The following is an 11974-nucleotide window of genomic DNA, read 5'->3' as shown; positions in this document are numbered from 1 at the left end:
ATTCTATCCGAAAAACGGGGGCGGGTGCGAATCGCCATCACCTGGTCAGAGGGGTCAGACGGGATGCGCCTTGGCGGGCATGGCTGTGCTTTTTTCACGTCCCGGAAAAGAGTGTGATAAAATCGGCCGCTGAAATTTTCAGGTTTTGAGAGCCGATACAGATGAAAATCACCCTGCCCGAGTTTGAGAAAGCCCGCGTTCTGGTCGTTGGCGATGTCATGTTGGATCGCTATTGGCATGGCCCCACCGGCCGCATCTCCCCCGAGGCGCCGGTGCCCGTGGTCAAGGTCGAGCACATCGAGGAGCGCCCGGGTGGCGCCGCCAACGTGGCCCTGAACTCTGCCGCCCTGGGTGCCCAGGCCGTGTTGCTCGGGCTGACCGGTCAGGATGAGGCCGCCGATGCCCTGGCCGGCCAGATGGCAGGGGTCAAGGTCGCCTGTGATTTCGTTCGTCTGACCGACTACCCGACCATCACCAAGCTGCGGGTGCTGTCCCGCAACCAGCAACTGCTGCGCCTCGATTTCGAAGAGGCCTTCCACGACGTGGACGCCAGCCTGCTGATGGGCAAGGTGGAGCAGGCGCTGCCGGGGGCCGATGTGATGATCCTCTCCGACTACGGCAAGGGCGCCTTGAACGACGTGCCTGGCATGATTGCCCGCGCCCGCGCCGCCGGCATCCCTGTGCTGGTGGATCCCAAGGGGACGGATTTCGAGAAGTATCGCGGCGCTACCCTGCTGACCCCCAACATGTCCGAGTTCGAGGCCGTGGTGGGCAAGGTGAAGAGCGAAGAGGAGCTGGTCGCCAAGGGGCTGGAGCTGGTCAAGCGCTTCGAGCTGGACGCCCTGCTGGTGACCCGTTCCGAGAACGGCATGACCCTGATCCGCGAAGGGCAGCCCGAGCTGCACCTGCCGGCTCAGGCTCACGAGGTCTATGACGTGACCGGTGCCGGCGATACCGTCATCTCCACCCTGGCGACGTCGCTTGCCGCCGGCATGAGCCTGGACGAGGCCTGTGCCCTGGCCAACACAGCAGCCGGCATAGTGGTGGGCAAGCTGGGTACCTCCACAGTGAGCCCGGTGGAACTGGCCAACGCCCTCTACACCGAGCAGGAGACCGGCTTTGGCGTCATGTCCGAGGCCCAGCTCAAGGTGGCCGTGCAGGCCGCCCGCCTGCGCGGCGAGAAGGTGGTGATGACCAACGGCTGCTTCGACATCCTGCATGCGGGCCACGTCTCCTACCTGGCCAATGCGGGCAAGCTGGGGGATCGCCTGATAGTCGCGGTCAACACCGATGAGTCCGTGCGCCGCCTCAAGGGGCCGGGCCGTCCGGTCAACCCCACCGAGCGCCGCATGACGGTGCTGGCGGCCCTGGGTGCCGTGGATTGGGTGGTGCCCTTCGGTGAGGACACGCCCCAGCGACTGATCGCCGAGATCCTGCCAGACCTCTTGGTCAAGGGGGGCGACTACAAGCCCGAAGAGATCGCCGGCTATGCCGAAGTGACCGCCAACGGTGGCGAGGTGCGGGTGCTGAACTTCGAGGACGGCTGCTCCACCAGCGAGATCATCAAGACCATACGCGAGCGCGGCTGAGCACATCCGGCCTCGGCCGGATGTGCCTGACCACTCGCTCCTGGCGAGCGGCAAGCAGGCAGCAAAAAGGCGACCCTAAGGTCGCCTTTTTTCATGCCGTGAATCCGGCTCAGGACTTCTTGGTGACCTGGGCGGCGGGCATCAGGCCCTGGTTCACGTCTTCCAGATCCTTCTGCTCCAGTATGCCGGCGGCCTGCTTGAGGGAGAGGATGCTGAGGATGTAGTTGTAACGGGCCTCGGAGAGTTTCTGCTTGGCCTGGTACAGCTTGCGGGTGGAGTCCAGCACGTCGACTATGGTCCGGGTACCCACTTCATAACCGGCCTCGGTCGCCTTCAGGGCGCTGTCGGCGGAGATGACGGACTGGCTGTAGGCGCGCACCGAGCCGATGCTGGCGTTCACGTTGTTATAGGAGGAACGCACTGTGCTCTGCACCGAGCGGAAGCTGCGCTCCAGCTGCTCGCTGGCGGCCACGTAGTTGAACTGGGCCTGCTTGACCTGGGAGGTGGTGGCGCCCCCGGTGTAGAGCGGCAGGTTGAAGTTCAGACCGATGTTGCCCTGATTGCTGTTGCTCTCGGGGTTGCGGATCTCGTCCTTGTAGTCGTTGTAACCGGCGGTGAGGCCGGCGCCCAGATCCAGGGTCGGCTCATGGCCCGTCTTGGCCAGATCGATCTGCTCCTTGGCGATGTCCTTGCCGATGCGGGCGCTGTGCAGCTCAAGGTTCTTGTCCAGGGCCAGCTCCAGCCACTTGTCGGAGTTGAACGGGGTCTTCTGCGGGGCGAAACGCTCGGTGTTGAGCACGTCCAGCTGGCGATGATCGATGCCGGTCAGCTCGCGCAGGCTCTCGTAGCTGTTGTCCAGGGTGTTCTCGGCATTGATCTCGTCTGCCAGCGCCTGATCGCGCTCGGCCTCGGCTTCATGCACGTCCGTGATGGCGGTCAGGCCCACTTCGAAGCGCTGCTGGGTCTGTTCCAGTTGACGCTCTACCGCGGTCTTGTTGGCACGGACGAACTCCAGGGTATCCATCGCTTTGAGCACGTCGAAATAGGCCTGAGCGGTACGCAGCATCAGGTTCTGGTACTCGAGGTTGTAGGCCACGTCGGACTGGGTGGCGCTCTTCTCGGTCAGGTCCAGGTTGACCCAGTTGCTGCGACGATAGACGGACTGATCCAGGGTGACGCTGCCGCTGGCACCGCTGTTGGTCTGGGTATCGTCCTTGTTCTGCAGGTAGTTCAGGCCGGCGCCCAGATTGATCTGTGGCAAGAGAGCGGCGCGGGATTCGTTGATCTTCTCGAAGGCTTGGTCCCGCTTGGCCTTGGATTCCAGCAGCTGGGTATCCTTGATCTGGGCTTGCTGGTAGATTTCGAGCAGGTTTTCGGCATGAGCGGCACTGCTCACACCCAGCATCACCATGACTGACAAGAGTGTTCTTTTCATATGATAGTTTTAACCTTATTTATCAACCCAAAACTGTCCGCTGGATGAAGGAGGGGATTGTCACCGACCAAGCTTGATTTCAGCTTAACCACTCTACTACAAGCAGATTTCATTGCGAACTGTCTCTTTTCCAGCGACAGAAACGTCAAGAGTCAGGGCGAGTTTTCTCGGCCACGCGCCTAGCCAAATGTCCTGTGGCTGCTAAAATCCATCCCTCATCGTCGGCGAGAGCGAGTGAATGAATGTTCATTCATGCCCCCGAATATTATGGTCAAACCAAGCCAAGTCAAGCTGGTAGGAGTCTCGTATGTCACAGCAAGCCTTGCCTCAAACCAGTCACTATTCCGGTGATGATGTGAAAATCATCGATAAATCATCTGGATACAACGGCTTTTTCAAAGTGAACGTCTATCGCCTGCAACACAGGTTATTTGCCGGTGGCTGGAATGAGCCCATAGTCCGCGAGCTGTTCGAGCGGGGCCATGCGGCCGCGCTGCTGCCTTATGATCCCGTGCGCGACCAGATAGTGCTGGTGGAGCAGTTCCGCATCGGAGCCATCGAGACCAGCCCCACTCCCTGGCTGCTGGAGCTGGTGGCCGGCATCATAGATGAAGGGGAGACAGCAGAAGCCGTGGTGCGCCGCGAGGCGGTGGAAGAGGCGGGCATCGAGGTGGGTCGCTGCGAGCATGCCATCAGCTACCTGGTGAGCCCGGGTGGCAGCACAGAGCGTATCGAGGTCTATGTGGGGGAGGTGGATGCCAGCCAGGCGGCGGGGATCCACGGTCTGGCGGAAGAGGGTGAAGACATCCGGGTGCACGTGGTGAGCCGCGAGCAGGCCTACGCCTGGCTCAAGGAGGGGCGCATCGACAATGCCGCCTCCGTCATCGCCCTGCAATGGTTGGCCCTCAATCATGGCGAGCTGCAGGCCCGCTGGCTGGCGGGGCGCTAAGGTGGTGCTTGTGCACGCCAGGTGCCATGTGCCTCCTGCCTGCGAGGTCAACTCGCCATGGACCCTGATTGATGGAGTTGCGATATGCCATTAGTCCAGAGCCCGATGAAGCGTTATGTGCCTGATCTGATGTCCTTGCAGCGCACCTGCGAGGTCAATTACATGGCCTTGATGAAGCTGCTGCCCCCCGGCGGCAGCGTGGGGGCCGAGCGCCGTTATCAGGTGGGCAACGGCCTGCAGTTCCAGCTCACCGTCAGCGAAGAGAGCCGCTTCACCAGTCAGGTGATCCTGGCCCAGCACAATCCCGAGTTGCCGAGCTACTTGCAGGCTCGTATAGAGATTCGTTTGTATCACGATGTGCGGATGGCGGAAGTGTGTGCGGCGCAACAGATTTCAATGTTGCAACCACGTTATGATTATCCCAATAAAAAAATGCACCACAGGGATGAAAAAGAGCAGGTAAATCTATTCTTGGCCGATTGGCTAAGATTTTGTCTCAAACATGGCACCAGCCTGATCAACATCCTCTAGTCGAACCCATAAAAAAGAAGCGTGATTTTGGAAACAGAGCTACCTCAGGCGCCGGACGGCAGTGTGCGCCTGTTACAGATTACCGATACCCATCTCTTCGCCAGTGCAGAGGGACGACTGCTGGCCGTGCGAACCGCAGAGAGCCTGGCCGCCGTGCTGGAGCAGGTGCAGGCCAACGCGCATCCGTTCGATCTGATCCTCGCCACCGGGGATCTGTCCCAGGATCACAGCCCGGAATCCTATCAGCGGTTCGCCTCCATGATGGCCCCGCTGGCGCGCCCCATCTACTGGTTGCCCGGCAACCACGATGACGGCCCCCTGATGACGGAGTACCTCCATGCCGCCGGGATCAGCGAAGCCAAGCAGCTGGTGGGAGACCACTGGCAGGTGATCCTGCTCGATACCCAGGTGCGCGGCAAACCCCATGGGGTGCTCGGCGATCACCAGCTGGCGGCGCTGGACAGCGCCCTGCGTCAGCATCCCGAGCGCCACGCCCTCATCGCCCTGCACCATCAGGCGGTGCCGGTGGGCTGCGCCTGGCTGGATCAGCACAATCTCAAGAATGCCGACGATCTCTTCGCCGTGCTGGCCCGCCATCCCCAGCAGAAGACCATCTTGTTCGGCCATGTGCATCAGGAGTTTGACGAGGTGCACCAGGGGGTGAGGCTGATCGCCAGCCCCTCCACCTGCATCCAGTTCAAGCCGCTCTCCGACGGTTTCGCCCTGGACGAGTCCGGCCCGGGCTGGCGTTATCTCACCCTGCATCCGGATGGCCGCATTGCCAGCCAGGTGTGGCGGTTGCCGGTGGGGCAGTTCGTGCCCGACCCCAACGCCACCGGGTATTGAGGAGTCCGCCATCATGACCCCGGTTCTGCTCTATCTGCACGGTTTCAACTCATCGCCCGGCTCGGCCAAGGCGCAGCAGATGGCTGCCTGGGTGGCCGAGCACAGGCCCGACATCGAAGTGCTTATCCCGGCCCAGCCCAATACCCCGGCGGCGGCCTGGGAGGCCATCGAAGCCGTCATTGCCGAGGCCAGGGCTCGCCATGATGGCCGCCTCAGGCTAGGTGCCGTGGGCAGCTCCCTCGGCGGCTTTATGGCGACCCGGGTGAGCGAGCTGCATGGCTGCCGCGCGGCGCTGATCAATCCGGCGGTGCGCCCCCATGAACTGCTCTGCGACTACCTGGGCCACCAGGTCAATCCCTATACCGACGAGCGCTACGAGCTGCTGCCGACCCACATGGACGAGCTGCGGGCGCTGGCGGTGCCGGTGAGCGCCCCCGAGCGGCTCTGGATCCTGCAACAGCAGGAGGATGAGGTGCTCGACTATCGCAAGGCCTTGAGGGAATACGAGTTTGCCCGCCTCTCCCTGGAGTGCGGCGGCAACCACGCCTTCGTCGGCTTCGAGCGCTATCCCGCCCAGATAGTGCGCTTCCTCGGGCTCTAGCCGTGCAACCGCCGTTGGCCGCCTTTCTGGAACAGGTGCTGGCCACGGCCCAGGCCGGGCTCACCTACTCCCAAGATCCCTTCGATATCGCCCGCTTCGAGGCGCTGCGAAACGCGGCTGCCACGCTTGTCGCCAGCCAGAGCGAGCTGGATCCCGAGGCCATCGCCCACTGGATTGCTCTGGACAGCGGTTATCCCACCCCCAAGCTGGATGTGCGGGCGCTGATCCTGGATGACGCGGGCCGGCTGCTGCTGGTGCAGGAGCGCAGCGACGGACTCTGGACCCTGCCCGGGGGCTGGTGCGACATAGGCGACTCGCCAGCGGGCGCAGTGGTGCGCGAGCTGGTTGAAGAGACGGGCCTTGAGTGCCGCGCTCTGCAACTGCTGGCCCTGTTCGACAAGCTCAAACACCCCCATCCCCCGCAACTGCCCCATGCCCACAAGGCCTTCTTCCTGTGCGAGGTGACGGGCGGAGCGCTGCTCACCGAGACTGACGAGACCCTAGGCGCGGCCTATTTCCCCATCGACGCCCTACCTCCGCTCTCCCGCCACCGGGTGGTGGAGTCCCAGTTGCGCAGCCTTCACGACCATGTGCGGCAGGGACGGCGTCATACCCTGTTTGACTGACAGAGGTGACGGCATGGTGTCATCTGCTTCTGTAGCCGCCGAAATGGCTGTGTTAACCTTGGTCAGCCTGCGCTCTGGCGGGCCATTCTCCTCCTCTTGCCAACCGGGAGCCTGCCCGTGACGACTGCTTCAGCGCTGCCGGATCTGATCCTGGGGGCCTCGCTCTACTTTCCCCCCCTGTTCAAGGCGGTGCTGCTCGGCCTGCTCGGCTGGTTGCCGGTGCACCACCTGCTGAGAGACTGGCTCTACGGCGGGGACGTCTGGCACCCTCTTCTGATGGATCTCTCCCTGTTTATCCTCGCCGTCAGTGGCGCACTCTGGATACTGCTACATGGCTAAATCTCCCCTGGCAACCCTCAAATACTTCTCCACCCTGCTGGTGTGCGCCCTGGCGCTGGTGTCGCTCTGGTGGTTGTGGAACTACTACATGCAGGGCCCCTGGACCCGGGATGGCAAAGTGCGGGCCGAGCTGGTCAGCATCACCCCCGAGGTGTCGGGCAAGATAGTCAGCATCTGGATCAAGGACAACCAGCTGGTGAAGAAGGGGGAGACCCTGTTCAGCCTGGATCCCGTGCCCTACCGGATTGCCCTGGACAACGCCAACGCGGCGCTGGCCAAGGCGAAATCGGATCTCGACAAGGCGGAGCACGAGGCCAGGCGTCGCCAGGGACTGTCCCGCACCGTCATCTCCGCCGAGGCGGTCGACGAGTCCAGGCTCAATGCCCAGGCGATGAAGGCGGCCTATCAGGTGGCCCAGGCCAATCTGGAGCAGGCCAGATGGTCGCTCGCGCGAACCGAGGTGCACGCCGCCAGCGACGGTTACATCACCAACCTGCAGGCCAGGGTCGGCAACTACGCCAGCGCCGGGGTGCCCCTGGTGGCCCTGGTAGACATCCACTCCTTCTACGTGCAGGGCTATTTCGAAGAGACCAAGCTCAGGCACATAGCGCCGGGCAAGCCGGCGCGCATGGTGCTCTACAGCGGTGAGCAGGCGCTCAAGGGGGAGGTGGAAAGCATAGGGCGCGCCATTCACGATCAGAGCCTGGAGGGGAGCCAGGGGCTGCTGCTCGACGTCAAGCCTAACGTGCCCTGGGTGCGGCTGGCCCAGCGGGTGCCGGTGCGGATCCGTCTGCTGGATGTGCCGCCCGAGCTTGCCCTGATCGCGGGCACCACCTGCACCATCACCATAGGGGAATAGGGTGGCAGGCCGGGAACGCTGGCGCCAGACACCCTGGGGCCAGGCCAATGAGGGCCAGTGGCGCTATGCCCTGCGCAACAGCCTGGCCATGTGCCTGTCGCTCTGGCTGGCGTTTGTGCTGCAACTGGATGCTCCCTACTGGGCCATGACCTCGGCCGCCGTGGTGAGCTTTCCCACCGTCGGCGGCGTCATCAGCAAGAGCCTGGGACGGGTGGTGGGCAGCCTCATCGGCGCCATGGCGGCCGTGATGATCACCGGCCTTGGCATCAGCGATCCCTGGCTGTTCAGCTTCCTTATCGCGCTCTGGCTGGGCCTTTGCACCTACATCTCCAACCACTATCAGAACAACGTCTCCTACGCCTTCGCCCTGGCGGGCTACACCGCGGCCATCATCGCCTTCTCCTGCGTCAACGTGACCGAGACGGAGCACATCTTCGACATCGCCCAGGCCAGGGTGAGCGAGGTGATAGTGGGCATCCTCTGCGGCGGTCTGATGATGATGATTCTGCCGAGCCTCTCGGATGGAGAGACACTGCTGGCGTCCCTTGGCAAGAGTCAGGCCCGGCTGCGGGAGCATGCCCAGCTGCTGTGGCTGGGGGAGGCGGGGGCCGATGTGCGCGGCGCCCACGAGGGGATCATCGGCCAGATCCTCACCATGAACGTGCTGCGCATTCAGGCGGTGTGGAGTCACCACCGGCTGCGCCGCCACAACCGGCTGCTCAACTTCCTGTTGCACCGCCAGCTGCGGATGGTCAGCCTGATCTCCGGGGTGCGCCGCATGCTGCAACACTGGCCGCAGCCGCCGGACGGGTTGACCCCCCTGCTAACCTCGGTGATCCGCGCGCTGGGCGAGCCCGATTGCGACAAATACCGCATCGCCCGCCTGCTGGCCCCCTTCGTGGCCGAGTCGGGCAGCGATTTTCGCCGCCGCACCTTCTGGCTGCGCCTGCGCCATTTTTGCTGGAGCTATCTGGAGTGCCAGCGCTGGCTCGGCCGGCTGGTGCCCTATGACGGCCAGGAGTGGCCCACGCCGCCGCACCACAGCTCGCTCACCCGTTACAACGACAGCGTCGAGGCGGCCTATAACGGCGGTCGCACCTTCCTCTGCGTGGTGCTGGGCTGCGCCTTCTGGATCAACACCCAGTGGGAGTCGGGCGCCTCGGCCCTGACCCTGCTGTCCATCTGTTGCGTGCTCTATTCGGCCACCCCGACGCCGACCAAGGGAACCCAGACCATGCTGCAGGCCATCCTGCTGCTGAGCCTGGTCTGCTTCGCGGTCAAGTTCGGCCTGATGATCCGCATCGACGACTTCTGGCTGTTCTGCGCCCTGCTGTTCCCCGCGCTCATCACCATGCAGCTGATCAAGTTGCAGCGCCCCTCGTCGGCGGCGCTCTGGGGCCAGCTCATAGTGCTGCTCGGCTCCTTCCTCGCCATCACCAACCCGCCGAGCTACGACTATCAAGCCTTCGTCAACGACAGCATCGGCAAGGTGCTGGGGGTCATGGTGGCGGGACTGGCGTTCCAGATCCTCAGGCCCAGCTCGGACAGGCGCAAGAGCCGCCGCCTCATCCGCTCCCTGCGCCGCCACTTCATCGATCAGCTGGCCGCCAGGCCCCGGCAGAGCGAGAGCCAGTTTGAATCCCTCATCTATCACTGCATCAGCCAGCTCGGTCAGGGGCAGGATCAGGGCGCCCGGCTCTGGGTGCTGCGCTGGGGCGTGGTGCTGCTCAACTGCAGCCACATCGTCTGGCAACTGCGCCAGTGGCGGGGCAGGGAGCCGGCACTCTATCTGGTGCGGGACGCCTGCGTGCGCTGTCTTGAGGGGATCCTCACCGAGCAGGGGGTGCAACATGGCTCCCTCCATCAGACCCTGGCCGAGCTGGATCGCATCAGCCTCGGCCTGGCCGATCACCCCGAGCCCTCGGCCCGGGAGCTGGCGGGCCTGGTGTGGCGACTCCATTGCTCCCTCTCCCCCCTGTTGCAGGCGCAGCCTTCGGCCCTGGCGCCCGCCTGATCCCTCTCGTCCTTGTTGCAGGCGCAGCCCATGGCCCTGGCGCCTGCCTGATCCCTCTCGTCCTTGTTGCAGGCGCAACCCATGGCCCTGGCGCCCGCCTGATCCCTCTCGTCCTTGTTGCAGGTGCAGCCCAAGGCACTGACACCCGCCTGATCCCGCGGGGCCATAGCCTCTCTGGATCACCCTTTGCCACCGCCCTATTTGTCCAAGACCCTCCCAGCGAGTAAGATTCCCTCCAAACGTCAATTCGCAAGGCCCTCCATGTCCACTCAATACAATGCGGATGCCATTGAGGTCCTCAATGGCCTCGAACCGGTGCGTCGCCGCCCCGGCATGTACACAGACACCACCAGGCCCAATCACCTCGGCCAGGAGGTCATCGACAACAGCGTCGATGAGGCGCTGGCGGGCCATGCCCGCACCCTGGAGGTGATCCTGCACGAGGACCAGTCTCTCGAGGTGATCGATGACGGCCGTGGCATGCCGGTCGACATTCACCCGGAGGAGGGGGTCTCGGGGGTGGAGCTGATCCTCTGCAAGCTGCACGCGGGGGGCAAGTTCTCCAACAAGAACTACCAGTTCTCCGGCGGTCTGCACGGGGTGGGTATTTCGGTGGTGAACGCCCTCTCCGATCGGGTCGAGGTGACGGTGCGCCGGGACGGTCAGGTCTATGACATCGCCTTCGAGCGTGGCGACAAGGTGCAGGAGCTCACCATCACAGGCACCTGCGGGCGCCGCAACACCGGCACCCGGGTGCGCTTCTGGCCAGAGGCGCGCTATTTCGACTCGCCCCGCTTCTCTGTCAGCAAGCTCGAGCATCTGCTTAAGGCCAAGGCCGTGCTCTGCCCCGGCCTCACCATCAAGTTCCTCGACAAGAACACCGGCATCAAGCTGGAGTGGTGCTACGAAGATGGCCTCAAGGATTACCTCGTTGATGCGGTCAAGCAGTTCACCTGCCTGCCGGAGCAGCCCTTCGTCGGCGCCTTCAGCACGGAGCAATCGGCGGTGGACTGGGCCCTGTGCTGGTTGCCGGAGGGGGGGGAATGCCTCGCCGAATCCTATGTGAACCTGATCCCCACTGCGCTCGGCGGCACCCATGTCAACGGCCTGCGTCAGGGCCTGCTGGACGCCATGCGGGAGTTCTGCGAGTTCCGCAACCTGTTGCCCCGCGGGGTCAAGCTCACCCCGGAAGACATCTGGGATCGCTGCGCCTACATCCTCTCGGTCAAGATGCAGGATCCCCAGTTTGCCGGTCAGACCAAGGAGCGGCTGTCGTCCCGCCAGAGCTCGGCCTTCGTGTCGGGTGTGGTGAAGGATGCCTTCAGCCTTTACTTAAACAGCAACACCGAGCTGGCGGAGCAGATCGCCGAGATCTGTATCAGCAGCGCCCAGCGCCGGATGCGCGCCGCCAAGACTGTGGTGCGCAAGAAGATAACGCAAGGCCCGGCCCTGCCCGGCAAGCTCACCGACTGCAACTGCGCCGACCCCATGCAGGGCGAATTGTTCCTGGTGGAGGGTGACTCCGCGGGCGGCAGCGCCAAGCAGGCGCGGGACCGTGAATTCCAGGCCATCATGCCCCTTCGCGGCAAGATCCTGAACACCTGGGAGGTGGAGGCCGGTCAGGTGCTCGCCTCCCAGGAAGTGCACGACATCTCTGTGGCCATAGGCCTGGATCCGGACTCGGAAGATCTCTCCGGCCTGCGCTACGGCAAGGTGTGCATACTGGCGGATGCGGACTCGGACGGTCTGCATATCGCCACCTTGCTCTGCGCCCTCTTTGTTAAACATTTCAGAACCCTGGTCAACAAGGGCCACGTCTATGTGGCCATGCCGCCGCTCTACCGGATCGACATCGGCAAGGAGGTCTTCTATGCCCTCGACGAGGACGAGAAGAACGGCGTGCTGCAACGGGTCGAGGCCGAGAAGAAGAAGGGCAAGGTGATGGTGACCCGATTCAAGGGGCTGGGTGAGATGAACCCGAAACAGCTGCGGGAAACCACCATGGATCCCAATACCCGCCGCCTGGTGCAGCTCACCATGGGCGAGCTGGAGGAGGGGGACGAGACCCTGCAGCTGATGGACATGCTGCTGGCCAAGAAGCGTGCCCCGGATCGCCGGGAGTGGCTGGAAGAGAAGGGCAACCTCGCCATCATCTAAGCCGTCGGCTGGCCCTGTGCGGGCCAGC

The 11974-nt window shown here is 63.6% G+C and carries 11 protein-coding genes; 10 read left to right on the top strand and 1 reads right to left on the bottom strand.

Annotation, left to right across the window (positions count from 1 at the left end):
* Positions 1 to 161: 161 nt before the first annotated feature.
* Positions 162 to 1589, top strand: coding sequence for a bifunctional D-glycero-beta-D-manno-heptose-7-phosphate kinase/D-glycero-beta-D-manno-heptose 1-phosphate adenylyltransferase HldE (gene hldE / locus Aeroheme_RS18540; RefSeq protein WP_106885090.1), 1428 nt, complete (start codon positions 162 to 164; stop codon positions 1587 to 1589).
* A 109-nt stretch (positions 1590 to 1698) separates the two neighbouring features.
* Here the strand turns inward: hldE and tolC are convergent, their stop codons facing one another.
* Positions 1699 to 3024 carry an outer membrane channel protein TolC gene (gene tolC / locus Aeroheme_RS18535; protein WP_106885089.1) on the bottom strand — a complete coding sequence of 442 codons (1326 nt, stop codon included), beginning with the start codon at positions 3022 to 3024 and terminating at the stop codon, positions 1699 to 1701.
* A 307-nt stretch (positions 3025 to 3331) separates the two neighbouring features.
* On the opposite strand from tolC, the gene nudF reads away from it, so the two are divergent.
* From nudF to parE, 9 genes are all read left to right on the top strand, one after another.
* The gene (gene nudF, locus Aeroheme_RS18530; protein WP_025325572.1) at positions 3332 to 3973 is read left to right on the top strand and encodes an ADP-ribose diphosphatase; all 642 of its coding nucleotides are present in this window, start codon (positions 3332 to 3334) and stop codon (positions 3971 to 3973) included.
* Between the two features lie 84 nt (positions 3974 to 4057).
* A complete protein-coding gene (locus Aeroheme_RS18525; RefSeq protein ID WP_025325573.1) occupies positions 4058 to 4504 on the top strand; it encodes a DUF1249 domain-containing protein in 447 nt (148 codons plus the stop codon).
* 27 nt (positions 4505 to 4531) lie between these two features.
* Positions 4532 to 5350 carry a 3',5'-cyclic-AMP phosphodiesterase gene (gene cpdA, locus Aeroheme_RS18520; protein WP_111913459.1) on the top strand — a complete coding sequence of 273 codons (819 nt, stop codon included), beginning with the start codon at positions 4532 to 4534 and terminating at the stop codon, positions 5348 to 5350.
* 13 nt (positions 5351 to 5363) lie between these two features.
* Positions 5364 to 5951 (top strand): YqiA/YcfP family alpha/beta fold hydrolase, encoded by a 588-nt coding sequence (locus Aeroheme_RS18515; protein ID WP_139744088.1) that lies wholly within the window; start codon positions 5364 to 5366, stop codon positions 5949 to 5951.
* Positions 5952 to 5953: 2 nt separating this feature from the next.
* Positions 5954 to 6577 carry an NUDIX hydrolase gene (locus tag Aeroheme_RS18510; RefSeq protein ID WP_411166337.1) on the top strand — a complete coding sequence of 208 codons (624 nt, stop codon included), beginning with the start codon at positions 5954 to 5956 and terminating at the stop codon, positions 6575 to 6577.
* A 96-nt stretch (positions 6578 to 6673) separates the two neighbouring features.
* Positions 6674 to 6916, top strand: coding sequence for a DUF1656 domain-containing protein (locus tag Aeroheme_RS18505; RefSeq protein WP_106885084.1), 243 nt, complete (start codon positions 6674 to 6676; stop codon positions 6914 to 6916).
* On the top strand, positions 6909 to 7775 hold the full coding sequence (locus Aeroheme_RS18500) for an HlyD family secretion protein (protein ID WP_163135731.1): 867 nt from the start codon (positions 6909 to 6911) through the stop codon (positions 7773 to 7775). Before Aeroheme_RS18505 ends, Aeroheme_RS18500 begins: the two co-directional genes overlap by 8 nt.
* Before the next feature lies 1 nt (position 7776).
* Positions 7777 to 9789 carry an FUSC family protein gene (locus tag Aeroheme_RS18495; RefSeq protein ID WP_411166336.1) on the top strand — a complete coding sequence of 671 codons (2013 nt, stop codon included), beginning with the start codon at positions 7777 to 7779 and terminating at the stop codon, positions 9787 to 9789.
* Positions 9790 to 10050: 261 nt separating this feature from the next.
* Positions 10051 to 11946, top strand: coding sequence for a DNA topoisomerase IV subunit B (gene parE, locus Aeroheme_RS18490; RefSeq protein WP_098982074.1), 1896 nt, complete (start codon positions 10051 to 10053; stop codon positions 11944 to 11946).
* Positions 11947 to 11974 lie beyond the last annotated feature (28 nt).

This window comes from Aeromonas sp. DSM 116730 (assembly GCF_046581335.1).
GTDB classification, from domain to species: domain Bacteria; phylum Pseudomonadota; class Gammaproteobacteria; order Enterobacterales; family Aeromonadaceae; genus Aeromonas; species Aeromonas rivipollensis.
The sequence above is the reverse complement of the archived record's forward strand: the minus strand, read 5'-3'. Positions and strand labels throughout refer to the sequence as shown.